Genomic DNA, 22,373 nt, shown 5'->3' on the forward strand with positions numbered 1-22,373 from the left:
GGGAGGCGCTACGGAGACGATCCGGTACTAGGCTCGGCAGCGCCGGCACCATCCCGCCGGGCACCGCCAGGTTCATGTCCCACAAGGACACACACCGAGACCAGGAGCAGTCATGGGCGTATTCGCGAGCAGCGACGACCCGGGGTCGTCCGGACACGAACAGGTCGTCTTCTGTCAGGACAAGCAGACCGGGCTCAGGGCGATCATCGCGATCCACTCCACCGCGCTGGGCCCCGCACTCGGCGGGACGCGCTTCTATCCCTATGCCAGTGAGGCCGAGGCCCTCGCCGACGTGCTCGACCTGTCGCGCGGCATGGCCTACAAGAACGCACTGGCCGGGCTCGACCTCGGCGGGGGCAAAGCGGTCATCTGGGGTGACCCGGAGAAGCTGAAGAGCGAGGCGCTGCTGCGGGCCTACGGCCGCTTCGTGGAGTCGCTGCACGGCCGCTACTACACCGCCTGTGACGTGGGCACCTACGTCGCGGACATGGACGTGATCGCCCGGGAGACCCGCTTCGTCACCGGTCGCAGCGTGGAGCACGGCGGGGCGGGCGACTCGTCCGTCCTCACCGCCTGGGGCGTCTTCCAGGGCATGCGGGCCGCCGCCGAGCACGTCTGGGGCACCCCGACGCTCGCCGGGCGCACCGTCGGCGTGGCCGGGCTGGGCAAGGTCGGCCGGCACCTCACCGGTCACCTGATCGAGGACGGCGCGCGGGTGGTGGCCACCGACGTCAACCCCCGGGCGTGCGAGTGGGCCCGGCAGACCTACCCGCAGGTCGAGCTGGTCCCGGACGCCACCGCCCTGATCACGGCCGACATCGACGTGTACGCCCCGTGCGCCCTGGGCGGCGCCCTGAACGACGACACGGTGCCGGCGCTGCGCGCGAAGGTCGTCGCCGGGGCGGCCAACAACCAGCTCGCCCACCCGGGCGTCGAGAAGCTCCTCGCCGAGCGGGACATCCTCTACGCCCCGGACTACGTGGTCAACGCCGGCGGGGTGATCCAGGTCGCCGACGAGATCGACGGCTTCAACTTCGAGCGGGCCAAGCTGCGGGCCACCCGGATCTACGACACCACCCGGGAGATCCTCAAGCTCGCCGACGCCGACGGGGTGCCGCCGGCCGAGGCCGCGGACCGACTCGCCGAGCGCCGGATGGCGGACGTCGGCCGGCTCCGGACCATCCTGCTGCCCTGACCCGGTCGGGGGCTCCGGGGGCGGATGGTACGACCCGATCCGTCCCCGTAGGCCCCCTTCGGGACACAAGCGGCGCTCATGTCGGGAATGACGCATCCGCCGGCCCCGACGGCCGGGCCCGTGGGGACCGCTTCGACGAGCGTCACGCCCACGTCCGAGGGCACTCCTTACCGGGTACACTTCGTAACGGCTGGTTGACTGCGACGCGCAGGGCCGGTCGACGGTAACCCGAGGTGCCGAACGTGGGCATCCCCATGTACCGTAAGAGCCACGAGAGATGCCTGACGTCATCGGGGCCCGCCTTCGGGCTGCCCCGAATTCTGTGCGAGGGGGTCGAGCCATGGGGCGCGGCCGTGCTAAGGCCAAGCAGACAAAGGTGGCCCGGGAGTTGAAGTACCACTCCCCGAACACCGACCTCGCCGCCTTGCAGCGAGAACTCGGCGGCAGCCGTAAGTCGGACCACGACTTCGACGACGACTACAAAGAGTACGTCGACGACGATGACGAGGACCATCCGGACGACGACTCGGATCCCTGGGTCCGTCCTGCCCGCTGACCCACGGTCACATCTGAGCACGCGGTAAGGCCCGCGTGCTCACGTATGTGCCCTGCGGGGTCCGGCGTACCAACTGATGATCGAGGGCCTGCCGTGCCCGCTGTCCGGCTTGCCCCGGCAGGCCCTCGATCGACCTTCCGTGCCCTCACCTGGGCCGGTTGTTCCAGTTGTAGAACGTCGGGATGTTCTCGAAGTGGTTCCACGCGCAGACCGCGCTGGCCCCGTTCCCACCCGAGACCTCCGCCCGGAGCCGGCGTGCCGTCTCGGCCTCGTGCAGCAGTGCGGTAAGGCCCGCCTCGGCTTGGCGCACCCGCTCCGCGACGAGGTCGCTGGGCGTTCCTCCGACCGGCTCAGGCAGCCGGTGACTGGTGGTCTCGGGCATGTTCCAACACTCCCTCCAGTAGGCGGATCTTGCTGTTGCGGCAGTGCTCGGTCTCCGTGCCGTCGAAGCGCCCCTGCTCGAAGTAGCGGTTGGCGGCGTGACCGCCGCCGCAGAAGCCGAAGTACGGGCACGAGGCGCGGCACGCCTCGACACCGCTGAGGAACTCGCCCACCCAGGACGTCCGCTCCGCGTCGGACAGGATCTCGGCCAGCGGGGTGTCCAGCACGTTTCCGCTGCTGAAGTCTCCGTAACGGGAGTCGGAGAAACCGGCCAGCTCCGGGGAGAGTAGCGTCACGGAGCCGTCGTGGCCGACCGTGGGAATCGGGTCCAGCCGCCGGGGCAGCACGTCGTCGTCCGTCCCGTCCAGGATCGCCGAGGCGTACCGCAGGGACCACTCCACCTCGCGGAGGTGGATCCGGGGATCGCGCCGCCAGGCGGCGACCAGCTCGGCCCAGAAGGCGGTCACCGTGGCGGCGTCGTGCGCGTTGCCCCGGAGGTTCACCCCCTCGGTCTCCTCGATGTTCACCCCGAGCACGTCACACCCCAGTTCGAGGAAGTAGTCGTACAGCTCGGTGGCGAGCCCGGGCTCCGGGCGGCTGACCACCGCGAGCGCGGAGAACGGCAGCCCGTGCCGGCGCAGCGTGGCCACGCCGCGCACGATCCGGTCGTACGCCGGCCGGCCGGCCCGGGTGACCCGCTCGGCGTTGCGCTCCCGCCCGCCGTCCACACTGACGCTGACCCGCACCCGGTGTTCGGCGAAGAACGCACACCAGTCGTCGTCGATCAGCGTGGCGTTGGTCTGGACGTGGTGCTCGACCGACGGCCCGAAGGGTGCGATCAGCGCGGCGAGGTGGTCCCGCCCGGCCGCGAGCGGCTCCCCGCCGTGCCACACCACCGAGAACCGGCCCCGTTCGGCCCAGGGGTTGACCGCCGCTGCCACCGCCTCGGCGACGGCGACCGGCATCCGCCGGTCCGCCGCGCGCAGTGGGAGGTAGCAGTATCGGCAGTCCAGGTTGCAGAGCGTGGTCGGCTGCATCACGACGTACGTCGGGACGGCGGCGACGCCGCGCATCCCGCTGAACGTCCGCTGCCGGGCAGGCATCGCCCTCCTTCGCCGCTCACCTGAGGAACCTTCAGGCTAGGCGGCGATGGCTGTCCGGGTGAACCCCTCATCGGGTGTACGACTGATCGTCACGTGGTGACCGTCACCCTCGGGTGTGCTGGCCCACCATCCGCACGTTGCCGGTGCCCTCGATGACCTCACCGGCCTGCCAGGCGTCGACCCCCCGGCCGGCCAAGGTGGCCAGCGCCCGGTCGGCGTCCTCGGCCGAGACGATGGCGAACATGCCGACGCCCATGTTGAAGGTGGATTCCATCTCCGAGTCCTCGATCCGGCCCTTGGCCTGGATCAGGTCGAAGATCGGCTGCGGCTTCCAGGTGGCCCGGTCGACCACCGCGTCGACGGTCTCCGGCAGGATCCGCACCAGGTTGCCGGGGATACCGCCGCCGGTGACGTGGGCGATGGCCCGGACCTCGGCCTCGGCGATCAGCTTCAGGCAGTCCTGCGCGTAGATCTTCGTGGGGGTGAGCAGCTCCTCACCCAGGGTGCGCTGCCGGCCGAAGTCCTCGATCACCACGTCGAGCCGCATCCGGCCCGCACCGAGCAGCACGTGCCGCACCAGGGAGTAACCGTTGGAGTGCAGACCGGACGAACGCATCGCGATCACCACGTCGCCCGCCTCGACCCGATCCGGACCGAGGATGTCGCTCTCCTCGACCACACCGACCCCGGTGGCGGAGACGTCGTACTCGTCGGGGCGGAGCACCCCCGGGTGCTCGGCGGTCTCCCCGCCGAGCAACGCGCAACCGGCGTACCGGCAGCCGTCGGCGATCCCGGCACCGATCTCGGCGACCCGGTCCGGCACGACCTCGCCGCAGGCGATGTAGTCGAGCAGGAACAGCGGCTCGGCCCCGCACGCCACCAGGTCGTCGACCACCATCGCGACCAGGTCGATACCGATCGTGTCGTGGATGTCGAGCTGCTGGGCGATGACCAGCTTCGTGCCCACCCCGTCGGTCGACGACGCCAGGATCGGGTTCGTGTACTTCTTCGTGTCCAACCGGAACAGGCCGGCGAAACCACCCAGGTCACCCAGCACCTCGGGCCGCCGGGTCTGCCGCACCTTGGACTTGAGCAACTCCACCGCGCGGTCACCCGCCTCGATCGAGACCCCCGCCTCCGCGTACGACGCCGACCGCTTGCGGGCGGTACGACCCGTCCCGGCCGTCCAGGGCTGGCGCTCGCCACCGGTGCCGGACGGGCTGCTGCTTGCTGCGCCGTTGCGCTCGGACACGTGCGTCACGGTTCTCCCCTTTGTGGTCCTCGCGGTGCCGACACCGCGGCGGGTCCCGTCGACCCGTCGATCACTGCCGCCGGCGACCCGCGCCGGTTGGTGCTATGGGCGGTGTACGGTCGCGCCGCCCGGAGTGGCGACGAGTGGTGGAGTGTCCCCGTGCTCCGCGCCCCGGGGCGCGGACCGGGCGGCCTCCGGCGTGGCACCGGTGACCCGGCGGCCCACACCCTCGAGCACGTGCTTGCCGATCAGGTTTCCGGCCGGCAGCTCGATCGGGTACTCCCCGTCGAAGCATGCCCGGCAGAGTCGGGTCTTCGGCTGCTCGGTCGCGGCGATCAACCCGGACAGCGAGACGTATCCCAGGGTGTCGGCGCCGATCGAGCGACGGATGCCGTCGTTGTCGAGCCCGTTGGCCAGCAGCTCGGCCCGGGTGGCGAAGTCGATGCCGTAGAAGCAGGGCCAGCTCACCGGCGGCGAGGAGATCCGGACGTGCACCTCCAGGGCGCCCGCCTCACGCAGCATCCGCACGATGGCCCGCTGGGTGTTGCCCCGCACGATCGAGTCGTCCACCACGACGATCCGCTTGCCGCGCACGTTCTCCCGCAACGGGTTCAGCTTGAGCCGGATGCCGAGCTGGCGCAGCGTCTGCGAAGGCTGGATGAAGGTCCGCCCGACGTACGGGTTCTTCATCAGACCCGCGCCGTACGTGATGCCGGACTCCTCCGCGTACCCGATCGCGGCCGGGGTGCCGGACTCCGGCACCGGGATGACCAGATCCGCCTCGACCGGGTGCTCCTTGGCCAGTTGCCGGCCGATCTGCACCCGGGTGGCGTGCACGTTACGCCCGGCGAGGGTGGCGTCCGGGCGGGCGATGTAGACGTACTCGAAGAGGCAGCCCTTGGGCTCGGGGGCGGCGAACCGGGTGGAACGGAGCCCCTCGGCGTCGATGGCGATCAGCTCACCCGGTTCGACCTCGCGCACCACGCTCGCGCCGACGATGTCCAGGGCGGCGGTCTCGCTGGCGACCACCCAGCCGCGCTCCAGCCGGCCGAGCACCAGCGGACGGACGCCGTGCGGGTCCCGGGCGGCGTAGAGGGTGGTCTCGTCCATGAAGACGAAGCTGAACGCCCCCCGCAGCTTGGGCAGCACCTGCAACGCCGCCGCCTCGACGGACAGGTCGGGGTAGCTGGCCAGCAACATCGTCACCAGGGACGTGTCGTTGGTCGAGCCGTCCGACCCGAGGCCCTGCTCGGCGACCTCGCGCTGAAGGTCGGCGGTGTTGACCAGGTTGCCGTTGTGGGCCAGGGCGACGGTCGTGCCGGCGCTGGTGGAGCGGATGGTCGGCTGGGCGTTCTCCCAGGTGGAGCCGCCGGTGGTCGAGTAGCGGGTGTGCCCGATCGCCAGGTGGCCGCGCAGGCTCGCCAGGGTGGGCTCGTCGAAGACCTGGGCCACCAGACCGAGGTCCTTGTAGACCACGACGCTGGACCCGTCGCTCACCGCGATGCCGGCCGCCTCCTGGCCGCGGTGCTGCAACGCGTACAACCCGAAGTAGGTGAGATTGGCGACCTCTTCCTCCGGCGCCCAGACCCCGAAGACGCCACAGGCGTCCTGGGGGCCGGGCCGCTGGGGGTCCAGGTCGTGGCTCAGCCGGCCGTCGCCTCGGGGCACCTGCCGCTCCCTCGTTGCTGTTCTGTCTGCTGGGGTGGGTGTCGTGCACGCGCATTCGCGCGCTCTGCCGGGACGTCGACTCTTAGTGTACGCGAGCCCATAGTGATACCGACAGTCACGAACCCACTCCTATCGGTCATCGACGGATGGTGATCATCCCAGCTCCAGCGGGAGATGGGCGGAAAGATCCGCCCGAGTTCCACTCACCCGAACGCGACCCTCCGTGATCGCCGTGCCCCATTCCAGCCGTCCCGAGGCGAGCGCGAGCCACACCTCCGGTGACATCTCCACCACGTTGGGTGGCGTGCCCCGGGTGTGTCGCGGACCGGGAATGCACTGGACCGCGCCGTATGGTGGAACCCGCACCTCCACCGATCGGCCGGGGGCGCGTTCCGCGAGGGTCGCCAGCAGCGTCCGGACCGCGTCCCGCAGGACCGGCCGTTCTGGCGTACGCCCTTCGTCAAGCGCCACGAGGGCCGCCGTGACCGCGGCGGACTTTATGTGCGGAGAGGACACGACGGGACGATACGACCCGCCAGTAGGGTTACCGACGTTGGCCCTGGGTCGCGCTCGTCCGGTCCGACAAGGCATAGTTGCCGACGGCGTTATTCAAACCGTGATGATCCCCGGAGCCCGGCCCCCACCGGGCCGGGGAAGTCAGACCGGAAGGCGGTGGACGTGTCAACACACCGACGAGCCTGGAAACAACGGGCCGGTGTGGTCGTAGCGCTGGTTGCCGGCGCTCTGCTCGCCATCCCCGCCACACCCGCCCTGGCCGCCCCGGACGTCAACAACGTGTCGGCATCGCCGAGTTCGGTCGAGGCGGGCAAGACCACCAAGGTCAGGTTCTCGCTCGACTTCGGCGACGAACCTGTCCCGGCGAACATCCAGGTCTCCTCGAACAACGGGAAGTTGACCTGTGTCGACGGCTGTTCCTTCAGCCGGATCACCGACGGCGGCCGGCAGGAGGCCACGTTCCGGCTGGCCGACGACGCGAGCAACGGCTCCGCCGTGATCACCGTCCGGGCGACCGACGCCGTCGGCCAGGGTGACACCAAGGAGGCCAGCACCACCGTCACGCTGGTCGGTCGGGCCGCGCCCACCACGCCCTCGCAGGCGCAGACCGTGCGGCGGATCTCCGGCAAGGTGACCAACGCCACCAACGGCAAGCCGGTGCCCAACGCCACCGTCGCCCTGATGGATCCCCAGCGTCGCCAGTACACGACGACCACGGACGAGGACGGCAACTGGCGGTTCGACGGCTCCACCGAGAGGCCGATCGCCCCCGGTGCGATCGTCCTCGGCGCGAGCTTCGACGACGTCCGTAAGACCGTCACGATCAACGCCAGCGCCGGCCAGAGCATCACCGGGCAGCGGATCTCCCTCGGCCTGCCGGTCGAGGCGACCGCCACCCCCACGCCGGGCGCCACGGAGGACCCGGTACCGACCGAGGAACCCACCGAGGAGACCAGCGAGGAGCCCGGCGCCACTTCGGGAGCGACGAACAACGCCGCCGAGGAGGACTCCGGCGGGTTCGGCTCCTGGTTGCTGATCATCCTCGGCGGCCTCTTCGTGGCCATCGGCGTCGGCACCATCGTGCTGCTCTGGATGAGGCGCCGGGAGAACCCCGACGACGAGGACGCCGAGGACGCCGGTGGCGCGGCGGCGGGAGCGGTCCCGGCCGCGCGTGGGTCGTACCGCGGCGGCGCGGACGACGCGACCCGCGTGGTGAACCGGGTCGGCCCCGACGCGACCATGGTCGGCGGCGCCTCTCTCGCGGACGCGCCCACGATGATGCACAACCGACCGCTCGTCGACGACGTCCCGCCGGACCCGTACGGCGCGCCGCCGCCCCAGCCCGGACAGGGCTACGGCTCGGCCGGCCAGAGCGGCTGGGCCGGAGGCGGCTACGGCGACTCGGGCCAGACCCAGGCCGGTGGCTACGGCACGGGCGGCTACGGCAGCAACGCGCCCGCTTCCGGCAGCCCCTACGGGACCGCTCCCTCGTCGGGCAGCCCGTACGGCAGCGCGCCCGCCTCGGGCGGTGGCTACGGCACCGCCCCCTCCTCCGGCAGCCCGTACGGCGCCGCGCCGTCCTCGGGCGGTGGCTACGGCGGCCAGCAGGACTACGGCAACCCCGGTGGCGGCTACACCCCGCCGGGCCAGGGCGGCGGCTACGGCGACCAGTACAACGAGCCGACCGGCCGCTACTCCGAGGGCACCCAGGCGTACACCCCGCCAGCGGACCCGTACCCCACCTCGACCTACCAACCCCCGGAGGGGGGCTACGGCCAGGACCCGGGCGCCGGCTACGGCCGGGGCCAGGAGCCGACCGGTGGCTACGGTGGTTACGGCCAGCAGGGCGGCTACGGTCAGGAAGCCCCCCAGGGCGGGTACGGTCAGGATCCGCAGCCGGGCGGCTACGGCGGCCAGCAGGGTGGTGGCTACGGCTCCGATCGTGGCGGCTACGACCAGCAGGGCGGCTACGGCAACCAGCAGGGCGGGTACGGCCAGGATCCGCAGCAGGGTGGCTACGGCGGCCAGCAGGGCGGCTACGGCCAGCCCGGCGGTGGCTACGGCGACTACGACCAGCACCAGCAGGGTGGTCGGGGCCGGGACGGTCAGCCCCCGCAGCAGGACCGGGGCAACCGCCGTCTGGACTGGCTGGACGACTGACCCGTCCCGGGGCTCGTTCCCCGTTCACGTGACGGACGTCGGCGGCGATGTGGATCTCCCACATCGCCGCCGAGTCTCTGAGTAGCCGTGGCCGGGCGCCGGACGGGTGCCACGCGGCGATGCGGGTACGTGCGGCTCAGGCGGCGGAGAAGACGCCGTGGCGCAGCACCGGCACCACCGCCGAGGCCCCGACCTCCACCGCGATGTCGACGTCACCGGCGAAGCCCCGCTCGACGAGTTCCCGCCCGGAGACACAGCCCCACACGGCGGCCGGCACGTCGGGGGTGCTCGCCAACGCGGCGAGCGCCATCGCCGCCTCCACCGAGAGCCCACCCGGGACCCCGGAGAGCGCGTCGAGGACACACGCCGCACCCAACTGGTCCTCCACCGAGGGGCGCAGTGAGCCGTCCGGCCAGCGCTCGCCCGAGGCGACCACCCCGATCGGCGCGTCGACGGTGCCGTACCCCCGCTCGCGCAGCCAGTGCCCGACGGCGTCGGCGTTGCGCAGGCAGGCCGCCACCACCGGCAGGCCGGTCGCGCTGGCCGCCGCGCAGATCGCCGAGCCGTTCGGCGACGGCAGCACCAGGTCGGGTACGACCGGCGCGGCCCGCAGCGCCGCCGGCGAGAGCGACCACGGGTGGTCTCGGGTCACCTGTCGCCGCCCGACCGCCGCCACCGCGCCCACCCGGAGCGCGTAGTCGGCGGCCTGCTCGCCCCAGGGGAACGGGTGGACCCGCACCCCTCGGGCGACCGCGACCTCCACGGAGGTGGTGAAGGAGAGCACGTCCACCACCACCAGGACGGCACAGACCCGGCCGAGTTCCGCCGCGCCGGCGAGCCCCCAGTCGAACCGGGCGCCCGTACCGGGCTGGGTGTGGACCGCCGCGGACACGGCCTCAGTGCCGGTCGGTGGCGGTGTTCTCCCCGGCTGCGTCGACGTCGGCCGTCGGCGTGTCCTGGGCGTCGCCCGTGGACGGGTCGTCGACGTCCGCGACCGGCTGGTCGGCGGTCGCCACCGGGTCGACGTCGACCGGGTGGGCTCCGGTCGCGGCACGCTCCGTGGCCGGCGTGGTCCCGCCGGCCGACGCGGCCTCGACGGCCGCCGCGGAGCCCGCGACCGCCTCCGGGCCGGACGTGTCCGCAGCACCGGAGGTGACGGACCCGTCCCCGACCGGCGTCACACCGGCCACCGGCACCGCCTCGACGGCGCCGGCCACCCCGGTCGCCGGGGCGGGCACGTCGACCACCTCGGCCGCACCGAAGAGCCGCGGCAGGGTCGCGGTGTACGCGTCCCGCAGCTCGTCCAGGCCGACCTGGAACTGCCCGCGCACCTCCAGCACACCGCCGGTCGGGTCGGTGACCCCGATCGCCTCCACCGGCACCCCACGCTCGGCGCAGAGGGCGGTGAACGCCTTCTCGTGTCCGCGCGGCACCGACACCAGGGCCCGCGTCGCGGATTCGCTGAAGAGGTAGACGAACGGCAGCGAGCCGGTGGCGAAGCGCTCCGGCAGGGCGATCCGCGCGCCGATGCCCCGCCGCAGGCAGGACTCGACCAGGCTCTGCGCGAGACCACCGTCGGAGAGGTCGTGCGCCGAGCTGAGGTGCCCGACCCGGGCGGCCTCGGCCAGCAGGTCGCCCAGCGCCTGCTCGCGGGCCAGGTCGACCCGGGGCGGGACGCCGCCGAGGTGACCGTGGGTCACCCAGGCCCACTCGGAGCCGGACAGCTCGTTGCGGGTCTCGCCGAGCAGGAAGATCAGGTCGTGCTCGCCCGCCGGCCGGGACGCGAAGCCCATCGGCACCCGCGCGGCGACGTCGTCCAGGACGCCGAGCACGCCGACCACCGGGGTCGGGTGGATGGCCGCCGCGCCGGTCTGGTTGTAGAAGCTGACGTTGCCGCCGGTGACCGGGATGCCCAGTTCCTGGCAGCCGTCCGCGAGGCCGCGCACCGCCTCGGCGAACTGCCACATCACGCCCGGGTCCTCGGGCGAGCCGAAGTTCAGGCAGTTGGTGACCGCGATCGGCTTGGCACCGGTCACCGCCACGTTCCGGTACGCCTCAGCGAGCGCCAGGCGCGTGCCGTGGTACGGGTCGAGGCGGGCGTACCGGCCGTTGCCGTCCACCGAGAGGGCGACGCCCAGCCCGGTGCGCTCGTCGATCCGGATCACGCCGGAGTCCTCGGGCTGGGCGAGCACGGTGTTGCCCAGCACGTACCGGTCGTACTGCTCGGTGACCCAGGTGCGGTCGCAGAGGTTCGGCGACGCGATCATGCGGAGCAGGGTGTCCCGCAGCGCGTCCGGCGTGGCCGGCCGGGGCAGCGTCTCGGCCCGGTCGGCCTGGAGCAGGATCAGGTCGGCCGGCTCCCGCATCGGGCGGGCGTAGACCGGCCCGTCGTCGACCAGCGAACCGGGCGGCACGTCCACCACGAGCTGGTCGCGCCAGGTGACGTACAGCCGGCCGGGCTGCCCGTCCGGCGTCGGCGCGGTGACCTCGCCGATGGCGGTGGCGAGCACGCCCCACTTGTCGGCGACCTTGAGCACCGCCTCCAGCTTGTCCGGCTCGACCACCAGCAGCATCCGCTCCTGGGACTCGCTGGCGAGGATCTCGTGCGGCTCCATCGAGGGCTCGCGCAGCGGCACCCGCTCCAGCCAGACCCGCATGCCGGTGCCGGCCGCCGCGGCGGTCTCGGTGAGCGCGCAGGTGAGCCCGGCGCCGCCGAGGTCCTGGATGCCGACGACCAGTTCGGCGTCGTACAGCTCCAGGCAGGCCTCGATCAGCAGCTTCTCGATGAACGGGTCACCGACCTGCACCGACGGGCGGCGCTGCTCGCTGCCCTCGTCGAAGGTGGCGCTGGCCAGCACCGACACACCGCCGATGCCGTCCCGGCCGGTCTTGGCGCCCATCAGCACCACGACGTTGCCGGGGCCGGCGGCCTCCTTCTTCTGGAGCCGGTCGACCGGCAGCACGCCGAGGCAGAGCGCGTTGACCAGGGGGTTGCCCTGGTAGCAGGGGTCGAAGACCACCTCGCCGCCGATGTTGGGCAGGCCGAGGCAGTTGCCGTAGCCGCCGACGCCGGCCACCACGCCGGGCAGCACCCGGGCGGTGTCCGGGTGGTCGGCCGCGCCGAAGCGCAGCGGGTCCATCACCGCGACCGGACGCGCGCCCATGGCGAGGATGTCCCGGACGATGCCGCCTACGCCGGTCGCCGCGCCCTGGTAGGGCTCGACGAAGCTCGGGTGGTTGTGCGACTCGACCTTGAAGGTCACCGCCAGCTCGTCGGAGATCTGGACCACGCCGGCGTTCTCGCCGATGCCGGCGAGCAGCCGGTCGCTCGGCGGGGCCTTCTCACCGAACTGGCGCAGGTGCACCTTGCTCGACTTGTAGGAGCAGTGCTCGCTCCACATGATCGAGTACATCGCCAGCTCGGACTGGGTGGGACGCCGGTCGAGGATCTGCCGGATCCGGTCGTACTCGTCGTCACGCAGGCCCAGCTCGGCGTAGGGCTGCAACTCGTCCGGGGTGTCCGTGGCGCGGGGCACGGTGTCGAGGCGGCCGAACGGGCCGGCGGGGCCGGCCGGGGCGGCGGCCACCGGACGCGGCGTGGCCGGGGCGCCCGGGGTGGGGTGCGCCGCCGGGTCCGGGTGGGTGGTCATGACCTCTCCTCGTTGCGCTCGTGGCCACCGCGTCGGGGGTGGCTGAGCCGACCGTTGTTCCGGTGGGGCTGGCTCACGCCGGCGCTCCCACCAGGTGCTTGAGGACCGAGGTGAAGAAGCCGAGGCCGTCCAGGGACGGGCCGGTGAGCGCCTCCACCGCGTGCTCCGGGTGCGGCATGATGCCGACCACGTTGCCGGCGGAGTTGGTGATCGCGGCGATGTCCCGCTGCGACGCGTTCGGGTTGCCACCGAGGTAGCGGGCGACGACCTGGCCCTCACCCTCCAGCCGGTCCAGGGTCGCGGTGTCGGCGACGTAGCAGCCCTCGCCGTTCTTGACCGGGATCAGGATCTCCTGGCCGGGCTGGTACGTGTTCGTCCAGGCGGTGCCGGTCGCCTCGACCCGCAGGAGCTGGTCCCGGTTACGGAAGTGCAGGTGCTGGTTGCGGGTGAGCGCACCCGGCAGCAGGTGCGCCTCGCAGAGGATCTGGAAGCCGTTGCAGATGCCCAGGACAGGCAGCCCGCCCCGGGCGGCGTCGACGATCGTCTCCATCACCGGGGCGAACCGGGCGATCGCCCCGCAGCGCAGGTAGTCGCCGTAGGAGAAACCGCCGGGCAGCACCACGGCGTCGACGCCGTGCAGGGCGGCGTCGCCGTGCCAGAGCCGGACCGGCTCACCCCCGGCGATCCGGACGGCGCGGGCGGCGTCCCCGTCGTCGAGCGAACCGGGGAAGGTGACCACGCCGATGCGGGCGGTCACGGCCGCGCTTCCACAGCGTCGTCGGCCTCGACGAGGCGGACGGTGAAGTCCTCGATGACCGGGTTGGCGAGCAGCTTGTCGGCGATCTCCCGAGCCCGGTCCAGGTCCGGTTCACCGGTGAACTCGATCTCGACACGCCGGCCGATCCGGACGGAGGCGACGTCACTGACGCCGAGCCGCGGCAGCGCGTTTGCGACGGCCTGGCCCTGCGGATCGAGAATCTCGGGCTTGAGCATGACGTCGACGACGACGCGAGGCACTGGGCACTCCTGACTGTGTACGCAGTTGGGTGCCGACCCACAAAGGGGCGAGCGCAGCCAGCCTACCTGGCAGATAGCGGTCCGGACGCACCGGCCGGCGACAGCCCGCGCAGTGATCCACATTACCGAGCGCAACCGGCGACGGCCAGCACCGGGCGGACCGCGCCGGTCGTGTCGCGTCGACCCGCCGGAGGGCACTCGGGCAATCTGATATGTAGCGATCAGTATCGATGCAGCTCTTGTCGGCGAACGCGGCGAACCCCTACTGTACGTCGACAGATATCGATGGCAGTCCGGCCGTCCGGCGGATCCACCGACCCCGTCGACGGCTCTCCCGACCCGGTTCCCGGTAAACCCCGTGAAGGAGTCCCCCCGCCATGCGAATCCGCTCCCTCGTCGCCGCCCTCAGCGCCGCCTTCGTCGGCATGATCGGTCTCGGCGCGCCCGCCGCAGCCTCCGAGCCGGCCCCGGTCACCCCGTACATCATCGGAGGCGGCTACGTCTCCTCCGCGCCGTGGGCCGCCGCGGTGTTCAGCAACGGCTCGTTCACCTGCTCCGGCAGCGTGATCTCCTCCGAGTGGGTGCTGACCGCCCGGCACTGCGTCGGCGGCACGATGTCGGTCCGGATCGGCAGCGTCTACTACGCCTCCGGCGGCACCACCCGCACCGTCAGCGCCACCTACAGCCGCTACGACCTCGCGCTGATGCGCCTGTCGAGCCCGGTGAGCACCTCGTACGTCTCGCTGGCCAGCAGCAACCCGCCGGTCGGCTCGACCAACACCATCTACGGCTGGGGCATGACCTGCTACAGCGGCTGCTCCGCCTCCAGCCAGCTGAAGACCGCCACCGTGCAGGTGACCGGCCTCACCACCGACGCGTACGGCGGCCAGGCGATCCGGAGCAGCCGGATCAACGGCAACGCGTGGCGGGGCGACTCGGGCGGCCCGCAGTTCTACAACGGCCTCCAGGTCGGCGTGGCCTCCACCGCCGACGGCCGCACCATCCAGAACTACGGCAGCGTCGCGTACAACCGGGCCTGGATCACCTCGGTCTCCGGCGTCTGACCTGCCCGGTCGAGGCGGGATGCGACCCCGCTGACCGCCTTCTGACCCGACGTGCCGACTCGGCGCGGACGGTCCGGCTCGTGCCGGCCGTCCGCGCCGCGCCGTTTCGCAGCATGCGGCGAGGTGAACACGGCTCGCGAACCGCCCGCCGGGGCGGATGCCAGCATCGATGACGTGCTGGTCGTGACGACGGATACGCTGCCCGGCTACGAGATCCGCCAGGTCCTCGGCGAAGTGGTGTCATCGATGGCCAGGACCCGGAACCCCTACCGCGAGGGCGTGAAGAACCTGCGCGGCGGCGCGTACGACCCGATGGCCTCGGACAACCTCACCCGCTGGCGTACCGACTCGGTGACCCGGCTCGGCGAGGAGGCCCGCCGCCTCGGCGCCAACGCCGTGCTGGGGATGCGGTTCGACAGCCGGGACTGCGGCGAGATGTGGATGGAGGTGTGCGCCTACGGGACGGCCGTGGTCGTCGTACCCCGGGCGCCCGCGACCATGCCCCCGGACCAGCCGGTCGTCGCGGCGGACACCGCCCACGAGGCGGGGATCGCCGAGGCTCCCGGCGGCATCGCCGAGCCGGCGAGCGCCCCGAACCTCTCCACCGCCGCCGAGACCCCCACCCCGCGCTCCTGACCGGGACGGGTCAGAGGATGGGGGGCGGGGAGTAGGCGGCGGCCTCGGGGTGCTGGGTGACGATCTTCGTGATCCGGGCGGTGACCGAGGCGACCTGGGCCGCGGCGGCCCCGACGAAGGCGCCCCGGTCGGCGACCAGGGTGTCGATCTCGGCCCGGGTGAGGCCGAGCCGGGAATCGGCGGCCAGCCGGTCGAACAGGTCGTTCCCGGCCACGCCCCGCTCCCGCATGGCCAGGGCCACGGCGACCGCGTGCTCCTTGATCGCCTCGTGTGCCACCTCCCGGCCCACGCCGCGGCGCACCGCCGCCACCAGGATCTTCGTGGTCGCCAGGAACGGCAGGAAGCGCTCCAGCTCCCGCTCGATCACCGCCGGGTACGCCCCGAACTCGTCGAGCACGGTGAGGAAGGTCTGGAACAGCCCGTCGGCGGCGAAGAAGGCGTCCGGCAGGGCCACCCGGCGCACCACCGAACAGGAGACGTCCCCCTCGTTCCACTGGTCGCCGGCGAGCTCGCCGACCATCGACAGGTAACCCCGGATGATCACCGCGAAGCCGTTGACCCGCTCGCTGGACCGGGTGTTCATCTTGTGCGGCATCGCGCTGGAACCGACCTGACCCGGCTTGAAGCCCTCGGTGACCAACTCCTGACCGACCATCAGCCGGATCGTGGTGGCCAGCGAGGAGGGAGCCGCGGCCACCTGGGAGAGCGCGGCGAGCACCGCGACGTCGATCGAGCGTGGGTAGACCTGCCCGACGCTGTCCAGCACCCGGCTGAACCCGAGGTGCTCGGCGACCCGCCGCTCCAGCTCGGCGACCTTCTCCGCGTCGCCGTCGAAGAGGTCGAGCTGGTCGGCGGCGGTGCCGACCGGCCCCTTGATCCCCCGCAGCGGGTACCAGTCGATCAGGTCCACCAGCCGCTCGTACGCGATGATCAGTTCCTCGGCGGCCGACGCGAAGCGCTTGCCCAGCGTGGTGGCCTGCGCGGCGACGTTGTGCGACCGCCCGGTCACCACCAGGCCGGAGTGCTCGTGGGCGAGCCAGGCCAGCCGGGCCAGCGCGGCCACCACCCGGTCCCGGACCAGCTCCAGCGAGCGGCGGACCTGGAGCTGCTCGACGTTCTCGGTGAGGTCCCGCGAGGTCATCCCCTTGTGCACGTGCTCGTGCCCGGCGAGGGCGTTGAACTCCTCGATCCGGGCCTTCACGTCGTGCCGGGTGACCCGCTCGCGGGCCGCGATCGAGGTCAGGTCGACCTCGGGCAGCACCCGCTCGTACGCCTCGACGACCCCGTCCGGCACCGCCACCCCGAGGTCGCGCTGCGCCCGGAGCACGGCGAGCCAGAGCCGCCGTTCCAGGCGGACCTTCTCCTCCGGGGACCAGAGGGCGACCAGCTCGGGTGAGGCGTAACGGTTGGCGAGCACGTTCGGGATCGTCGTCACCCGGCCATTCTCCGGTACGCCCGCCGCGACGCCCCACCCAGGTCAGACCCCGTCCGGCCGCACCCCGGACGGGATCGGAACAGGCCCGGGCGGGCCTGCGGAGTCAACGACGGTCACGGATCTCCCGCCACCCGTTGCACCGACCGGGGCGCGTCGCTAAGGTGCGTGGCAGAGGCCGGCATCTCCCCCCGTGGATGCCGGCCTCTGCATTACCGGATCGACGCTTGTCCCCCCGGACGCGATACCGGAATGAGATGGCGACTAGGTCCCGCCCACGCGCCAACATCGATGAGCCTACGATGGATGCGTCAAGGACGTCAACTGACGTTAATGGCGTGTGAACATCAATTAATCCCAGCTTCCCCCGATGGTGGAGGTGACGCCGTGAGCAGCACAGCCGAGGGTGGCACGTCGTTCGCGGACCGGCTCAACCTGCTCTTCGAGACGATCCGACCGGCCGGCCGGGAGGCCCCGCACAGCAACAAGGACGCGGCGGGCGCAATTCGGGCGGCCGGCGGGTCCATTTCCGACGTATATATCTGGCAATTACGTACAGGCCGTCGGACGAACCCCACCAAAGAGCACATAGAAGCGTTGGCGCAGTTCTTCGGAGTGAGTCCGGCCTACTTCTTCGACGACGAGCAGGCCCGGCACACCATCGCCGACCTCCGCACGCTGGACGCGCTGCGCAAACTCCAGGTGCAGCACGTGTCCCTGCGTACCGTCCTCCAGCACAAGGGGCTCTCCCCGGCGAGTCAGCAGGTCATCCAGCAGATGGTGGACCGCTGTCTGGAACTGGAGGGGCTGGCCGGGCGGGAGACCGGGTCGACGGAGGTCGGACGGTCATGACCGGGTGGCGTGCCAAACGACGGTTGACGCGCCTCACCAGCGGTATCCGGATCCCGGCGACGGCGGACAGCGCGGCGCTCTGCGGCGCGGTGGCCGAACACCTCGACCGGCCGATCCAGCTCCTCCCCCTGCCCCTGCCCACCGACGCGCCCTGCGGCATCGTGATCTCCACACCGCAGAGCCACTACGTGGCGTACGACAACCAGACCAGCCCACTGCACCAGCGGCACATCGTCGCCCACGAGCTGGGCCACCTGCTCGCCGGGCACGCCGCCCGACCGGTCGACGCCAGCGACCTGACCCGCCTGCTCATGCCGACCCTCGACCCCGACATGGTCACCTCGGTGCTCGGCCGGGTGCCCGGCTACGACGAACGGGCCGAGTGGGAAGCTGAGGTCATCGCCGGACTGCTCCGCCGGCACACCGCCCGCCGGAAGGCCACGCCGACGGTCGACGCGGACCCGTCGACGGCGGCCGTCGTCGACCGGATCCGGCAGTCCCTCGGCGGGCCGTGAGGCGTGCACGCCCTCCTCTACCCCGGGCTGGCCGTCCTGGCCTGGACGGCGGCCGGCGTACGGCTGACCACCACCCTGCGTGACGGCACCGGCAACCCGGCCCGCCACGCGGTCACCGGCACGTTCGCCCTGTTGGCACTGACCTTCACCGTCTCCACGCCGGCCGTCTGGGCGTTCGCCGACCGGGCCGTCGGCGTCGACAACATCGCCGCGCTCATCGCCCACCTCTGCGTGGTCGGCTTCTCCACCAGCATCCAGGTCCTGCTGCTCTGGTGGACCAACCCGCCCGAGCGGGCCGGCCGGCACAGCCGCTACCGGCTGGTCGCCCTGGCCGTGGTCGTCCTGGTGCTCGTGGTGCTGTTCGGCGGCGTCGGCCCGACCGACACCCACAGCACCGACTTCGTGGCCACCTACGCCCACCGGCCCCAGCTCGCCGCCTACCTGCTGATGTATCTCGCCGCCTTCTCGGCGGGACTGGTCGACATCATCCGGATCTGCTGGCCGTACGCCCGGCTGGTCGGCCCCGGCTGGCTGCGCCGGGGATTGCGCACCACGGCGGTCGGCGCCGCCGTCGGGCTGGTGTACACCCTGGCCCGCGTGCGCGACGTGGTCGCCGCCATCTGCTGGGACGACCTGCCCAGGTTGGAGCGGCTCGTCCCGATCACCGCCAGCACCGGCGCGCTGCTGGTCATCGGCGGGCTCACCATGCCCGCCTGGGGTCCCCGACTCGCCGCCGTGCCCGGCACCGCCCACCGGATCCGGCTGCTCCGACAGTTGCGCCCGCTCTGGTCCGCGCTCTGCGCCGCCGTTCCGGCCGTGCGCCTCGCCCACGATCGGCGCTGGTGGCGGCCGGCCGACCGGCTGCACCGCCGGGTGATCGAGATCTACGACGCCCGGCTGGTGCTGCGGCCGTACCTCAGCGAAGCCGTCGGGGACCGGGCCCGCCGGCACGCGGAGGCCGGCGGGCTCGGCGGCGACGACCTGGCCGCCGTGGTGGAGGCCGCGAAGCTGCGGGCCGCGCTGGCCGCGATGCGCGCCGACGTCCGTCCGCGCCGCCCGGAGCTGCCCGGCCCGCCCGATCCGGCCCTCGACGAGGTACGCGAGGTCGAACAGCTCGCCCGGGTCGCCCGCGCGTTCGCCACCTCACCCCTGGTCGGTGCCGCCGTCCGGGAGACCGCCGAGGACGCGGCCGGGGGTGGGGGTGGGTGGTAGCAGGGGACCCCTGTTACCGCATTTTGCCGAGCAGGGGTCCCCTGCAACCACCTCAGCCCGGACGCTACTGCCAGGTGGCGGTGTCGGGGTCGATGCCGTGGGCGCGTGCGCTGGCGTCGACGCTCTGCCGGAACCACGTGGCGAGGCCGACGCGGATGCCGTCGTAGTGGGCGGCGAAGGCCGGGTCGGTCTCGTACATGCGGGCGAGACAGACCTGCATCTGCCTGCTGAGGGGGAAGTACGACGCGAACACCTCACGGTGCCGCTCGACGAGTCGGTTCGCCTCCGGGCTGCCCGGGGTGACACCGGCGTCCATCGCGTCCGCCAGGGCGCGGTCGAGGTCGGTGACGGCCCCGGCGATGGCCTGCCACTCCTCCGAGCTGCGGGAGGCTGAGCGTTCGGCGTACTGCTGCCACTGCGTCGTGTCCCCGTAGCGCTGACGGGCCTGGGCGGGCCAGTCCGGGTTCCACTCGGAGCCGAAGATCGCGGCCTGCTGTTCGACGGTGAGCAGCAGCCCGCGCTCGTGGGCGGCGATCATCCGATCCAGTCCGGCGCCGAGCTGCTGGAGGCGGTCGATCCGTTGGGCGATCTGCGCGCGCTGCGCACGCAACGCGCCGGTCACGTCCGCGGTCGAGTCGTCCAGGATGGCCTGGATCCTGTCCAGGCCGAGGCCGATCTCCCGGTACACGACGATGCGGTGCAGGCGTTCCAGGTCGCCAGCGGTGTAGAGCCGGTATCCGCCAGCCGTGCGCAGCGACGGTCGCGCCAGACCGATGTCGTCCCAGTGGTGCAACGCGCGGACCGTCACGCCGAGACGCGTCGCGACCTGACCGACGGTCAGGCCGTCGGCGTCAGTGGCGTCCGGCATGCTCCTCATTGTCGCCACGGCGGACGCCCGGTGGGGTGATCCCGATGGCTTCAAGGTTCCGCGCCTCCTGGCTGGCCGGGTCGAAGGGCTTCGCCGCGGTGAAGACGATCCGTGCGTTCTCGGGCGTGATCACCTCCACGTCGCGGGTGTTCCAAGGCGTGTCCCGTGGGCCGTCGACCGAGTTCGGGCTCAACGCACGACAGGCTTCGACAAGGGGGTCGACCTGGTTGAGCACACAGGCGAAACTGACGCTCATCGCCGGTGCCTGCGCCGGCGCGCTCGCCGCCGAGACGAGGAGTACGTCCTGGAACGCCCAGCGCCGCAGGTGCACGAGCGTGCCGGGGATGCGGAACAGCTCGATGAACCCGAGTCCACGAATCCAGAAGTCCACCGACGCCGCCAGATCGCTCGTGGGGATCGTCGCGAAGGCCGGCATGCCGTAGATGCCCCGGAACGGCTCCGGCGCGACCGCGTCCGGGCCGGGATCGGGCACGGGACTGATCTCGAAAGCGTCGTAGTAGTCGCTCATGTGTCCACCCTCCGGCCTCACGCACCGTGAGGGTCAAGCCGGTTCCGTGGTCAGGCTGCCGGTTCGTGACAGAGCCAGACGTACGCCTCCGGCTGGTCCCGGTTCCACTCGTCGGCCCGCTCCTGCGGCACCGCCCGGAACCCGACGGCGGCGTAGCAGCGCAGTGCGCGGGTGTTGGCGGGGTTCACCCGCAGGCACACCGCCGGCTTCCGGCGCAGCGCCTCCCGGGTCAGCAGGGAGACGAACCGACGCCCCAGGCCACGACCCCGGTGCCCCGGCGCGACGATCAGCCGGGCCAGTTCCGCCTCGGCCTCGTCCTCCTCCACCCACAGCTCGCCGAACGCGACCAGCTCACCGGCGGCCATCAGCCCGTACGCCTCGGTGTCCGGCTGTGCCACCCAGCCGGCGACCGTCTCCGGGGTGACCTCGTCCCGGGAACACCACCACCGGGTCTCCTCGACCGACGCGGCCCACCCGGCCACCGTCCCGGCGTACGCCCCGTCGAACCGCACCAGCTCCACGCGCCGTCCCCTCCCCCGTAGCCGATGGTGGCTCCGGCGACGACGGACCAGCGCTCGGCATCGGCGCGGACGCGTCCGGTCGCGGGAACGCCGGACACAACGGGTCCGGCCACCGCCGGGTAGGCGTGCCAGCGTAACGACGGCGGACCTCGACGAGAACCGAATTGCCGACGTTTCGACAACGGTCGAGCGCGCCACCCGGCCCGGATGATCAGCGGATGATCGGATCGGACCGCAGCGATCGGGCGCGGAGCAGGCGTCGAAGCCCAGAGTTGACACCGGAAGGGAGGTCCTCTTGATCTCGGCACTCAACCGGTTGGTCGACCACGTGGAGAAGCACCTCACCGAGGAGCTCGACCTCGACGGGTTGGCCAGGAAGCTCGGCACGACCGAGTACCACCTACGCCGGATGTTCTCCTCGCTGGCCGGCATGCCGCTCTCGGAGTACGTACGCCGACGCCGCATGACCGTCGCCGCGGCTGACGTCGTCAGCGACGACGACCTGCTGTCCATCGCGGTCCGACACGGGTACGGCTCGACCGAGGCGTTCGGGCGGGCGTTCCGGGCGGTGCACGGTGCCGGTCCCAGCGAGGTACGCCGCGACGGAGGCCCCCTTCGCACACAACCGCAGCTCAGGTTCCGCCTGACCGTCGAAGGGAGCACTCCCATGGACACCCGAATCGTCGACCGCCCCGCGTTCCGGCTCGTCGGACACGCCGCCCGGGTCCCGTTGATCTACGAGGGCGTCAACCCGCACATCCAGCGGCACGTCACCTCGTTCCCGCAGGAGGAGCACCTGCGGCTGAAGGCCATGAGCAACACCGAGCCGGCCGGGATCCTCGCGGTCAGCGACGACCTCGACGCCGACGCCGCCGAAGGCACCGAGCTGACCTACCTGCACGGGGTCGCGATCAGCGGCGACACCCCGGCGCCGGACGGGCTGGACGCCATCGAGGTCCCGCCCGGCACGTGGGCGGTCTTCCGTAGCTCCGGGCCGTACCCGAGCACGCTCCAGCAGACCTGGGCCGCGACCGCCACCGAGTGGTTCCCCTCGAACCGCTGGCGGCTGCGGCCGGGGCCGTCGATCGTGGCCGTGCTCGAACGGGCCGAGGACTTCAGCACCGCGACCTGCGAGCTGTGGCTCCCCGTAGAGCCCACGTGACCGTCCCCGCAAACACCTGACCCACACTCATCACCGTGTCGGTCATGGACTCGCGGCACCTGCCGAACACCCGTAGATGCCGGC

The 22,373-nt window shown here is 72.1% G+C and carries 20 protein-coding genes and 2 pseudogenes; 9 read left to right on the plus strand and 13 right to left on the minus strand.

Annotated features, from left to right (window positions below; translation table 11 throughout):
* The first annotated feature begins 112 nt into the window (after window positions 1-112).
* A complete protein-coding gene (locus GA0070618_RS08900; protein WP_088981218.1) occupies window positions 113-1,195 on the plus strand; it encodes a Glu/Leu/Phe/Val family dehydrogenase in 1,083 nt (360 codons plus the stop codon).
* Between the two features lie 340 nt (window positions 1,196-1,535).
* Window positions 1,536-1,751 carry a DUF3073 domain-containing protein gene (locus GA0070618_RS08905; protein ID WP_088981219.1) on the plus strand — a complete coding sequence of 72 codons (216 nt, stop codon included), beginning with the start codon at window positions 1,536-1,538 and terminating at the stop codon, window positions 1,749-1,751.
* Window positions 1,752-1,896: 145 nt separating this feature from the next.
* Here GA0070618_RS08905 and amcA read toward each other — a convergent pair whose 3' ends face one another.
* The 5 genes from amcA to GA0070618_RS33970 form a co-directional block, all read right to left on the minus strand.
* A complete protein-coding gene (gene amcA, locus GA0070618_RS08910) occupies window positions 1,897-2,133 on the minus strand; it encodes a multiple cyclophane-containing RiPP AmcA (RefSeq protein WP_088981220.1) in 237 nt (78 codons plus the stop codon).
* Window positions 2,102-3,205: a cyclophane-forming radical SAM peptide maturase AmcB gene (gene amcB / locus GA0070618_RS08915; protein ID WP_331253156.1), complete on the minus strand. Its 1,104-nt coding sequence runs from the start codon at window positions 3,203-3,205 to the stop codon at window positions 2,102-2,104. The genes amcA and amcB overlap by 32 nt, the downstream gene beginning before the upstream one ends.
* A 133-nt stretch (window positions 3,206-3,338) precedes the next feature.
* Window positions 3,339-4,496 (minus strand): phosphoribosylformylglycinamidine cyclo-ligase, encoded by a 1,158-nt coding sequence (gene purM / locus GA0070618_RS08920; RefSeq protein ID WP_088981222.1) that lies wholly within the window; start codon window positions 4,494-4,496, stop codon window positions 3,339-3,341.
* Window positions 4,497-4,589: 93 nt separating this feature from the next.
* The gene (gene purF / locus GA0070618_RS08925) at window positions 4,590-6,155 is read right to left on the minus strand and encodes an amidophosphoribosyltransferase (protein ID WP_088981223.1); all 1,566 of its coding nucleotides are present in this window, start codon (window positions 6,153-6,155) and stop codon (window positions 4,590-4,592) included.
* A 153-nt stretch (window positions 6,156-6,308) separates the two neighbouring features.
* Window positions 6,309-6,671 carry a sterol carrier family protein gene (locus GA0070618_RS33970; protein WP_172900273.1) on the minus strand — a complete coding sequence of 121 codons (363 nt, stop codon included), beginning with the start codon at window positions 6,669-6,671 and terminating at the stop codon, window positions 6,309-6,311.
* Between the two features lie 103 nt (window positions 6,672-6,774).
* Here GA0070618_RS33970 and GA0070618_RS08935 point away from each other — a divergent pair.
* Window positions 6,775-8,831: pseudogene (locus tag GA0070618_RS08935) on the plus strand (carboxypeptidase regulatory-like domain-containing protein).
* Window positions 8,832-8,967: 136 nt separating this feature from the next.
* Here GA0070618_RS08935 and GA0070618_RS08940 read toward each other — a convergent pair.
* From GA0070618_RS08940 to purS, 4 genes are all read right to left on the minus strand, one after another.
* Window positions 8,968-9,723, minus strand: a complete 756-nt coding sequence (locus tag GA0070618_RS08940) for a 2-phosphosulfolactate phosphatase (RefSeq protein WP_088981224.1) — start codon at window positions 9,721-9,723, stop codon at window positions 8,968-8,970.
* A gap of 4 nt (window positions 9,724-9,727) precedes the next feature.
* A complete protein-coding gene (purL, locus tag GA0070618_RS08945) occupies window positions 9,728-12,481 on the minus strand; it encodes a phosphoribosylformylglycinamidine synthase subunit PurL (RefSeq protein ID WP_088981225.1) in 2,754 nt (917 codons plus the stop codon).
* Between the two features lie 73 nt (window positions 12,482-12,554).
* A complete protein-coding gene (gene purQ, locus GA0070618_RS08950) occupies window positions 12,555-13,238 on the minus strand; it encodes a phosphoribosylformylglycinamidine synthase subunit PurQ (protein WP_088981226.1) in 684 nt (227 codons plus the stop codon).
* A complete protein-coding gene (purS, locus tag GA0070618_RS08955; RefSeq protein ID WP_088981227.1) occupies window positions 13,235-13,498 on the minus strand; it encodes a phosphoribosylformylglycinamidine synthase subunit PurS in 264 nt (87 codons plus the stop codon). The genes purQ and purS overlap by 4 nt, the downstream gene beginning before the upstream one ends.
* Before the next feature lie 377 nt (window positions 13,499-13,875).
* On the opposite strand from purS, the gene GA0070618_RS08960 reads away from it, so the two are divergent.
* The gene (locus tag GA0070618_RS08960; RefSeq protein WP_088981228.1) at window positions 13,876-14,562 is read left to right on the plus strand and encodes a S1 family peptidase; all 687 of its coding nucleotides are present in this window, start codon (window positions 13,876-13,878) and stop codon (window positions 14,560-14,562) included.
* 113 nt (window positions 14,563-14,675) lie between these two features.
* Window positions 14,676-15,198: pseudogene (locus GA0070618_RS08965) on the plus strand (YbjQ family protein).
* A 10-nt stretch (window positions 15,199-15,208) separates the two neighbouring features.
* Here the strand turns inward: GA0070618_RS08965 and purB are convergent.
* Complete coding sequence (purB, locus tag GA0070618_RS08970; RefSeq protein ID WP_088981229.1) at window positions 15,209-16,633, minus strand: adenylosuccinate lyase; 1,425 nt, start codon at window positions 16,631-16,633, stop codon at window positions 15,209-15,211.
* Between the two features lie 384 nt (window positions 16,634-17,017).
* On the opposite strand from purB, the gene GA0070618_RS08975 reads away from it, so the two are divergent.
* From GA0070618_RS08975 to GA0070618_RS08985, 3 genes are read left to right on the plus strand one after another with little or no spacing between them, the layout of a single operon-like run.
* Window positions 17,018-17,482 (plus strand): helix-turn-helix domain-containing protein, encoded by a 465-nt coding sequence (locus tag GA0070618_RS08975; RefSeq protein WP_088981230.1) that lies wholly within the window; start codon window positions 17,018-17,020, stop codon window positions 17,480-17,482.
* Window positions 17,479-17,997 (plus strand): hypothetical protein, encoded by a 519-nt coding sequence (locus GA0070618_RS08980; RefSeq protein WP_197701735.1) that lies wholly within the window; start codon window positions 17,479-17,481, stop codon window positions 17,995-17,997. The genes GA0070618_RS08975 and GA0070618_RS08980 overlap by 4 nt, the downstream gene beginning before the upstream one ends.
* Window positions 17,998-18,000: 3 nt before the next feature.
* Entirely contained in the window at window positions 18,001-19,209 is a 1,209-nt protein-coding gene (locus GA0070618_RS08985) for an MAB_1171c family putative transporter (RefSeq protein WP_197701736.1), read from the plus strand.
* A gap of 64 nt (window positions 19,210-19,273) precedes the next feature.
* Here the strand turns inward: GA0070618_RS08985 and GA0070618_RS08990 are convergent, their stop codons facing one another.
* From GA0070618_RS08990 to GA0070618_RS33365, 3 genes are read right to left on the minus strand one after another with little or no spacing between them, the layout of a single operon-like run.
* Window positions 19,274-20,077, minus strand: coding sequence for a MerR family transcriptional regulator (locus GA0070618_RS08990; RefSeq protein ID WP_088981231.1), 804 nt, complete (start codon window positions 20,075-20,077; stop codon window positions 19,274-19,276).
* Window positions 20,061-20,606, minus strand: coding sequence for a VOC family protein (locus GA0070618_RS08995; protein ID WP_088981232.1), 546 nt, complete (start codon window positions 20,604-20,606; stop codon window positions 20,061-20,063). Before GA0070618_RS08995 ends, GA0070618_RS08990 begins: the two co-directional genes overlap by 17 nt.
* Window positions 20,607-20,656: 50 nt before the next feature.
* The gene (locus tag GA0070618_RS33365) at window positions 20,657-21,127 is read right to left on the minus strand and encodes a GNAT family N-acetyltransferase (protein WP_157748924.1); all 471 of its coding nucleotides are present in this window, start codon (window positions 21,125-21,127) and stop codon (window positions 20,657-20,659) included.
* 295 nt (window positions 21,128-21,422) lie between these two features.
* On the opposite strand from GA0070618_RS33365, the gene GA0070618_RS09005 reads away from it, so the two are divergent.
* Window positions 21,423-22,289, plus strand: a complete 867-nt coding sequence (locus tag GA0070618_RS09005; protein ID WP_088981233.1) for an AraC family transcriptional regulator — start codon at window positions 21,423-21,425, stop codon at window positions 22,287-22,289.
* Window positions 22,290-22,373: the final 84 nt, after the last annotated feature.

The sequence above is a fragment of the Micromonospora echinospora genome (assembly GCF_900091495.1).
Lineage (GTDB): Bacteria > Actinomycetota > Actinomycetes > Mycobacteriales > Micromonosporaceae > Micromonospora > Micromonospora echinospora.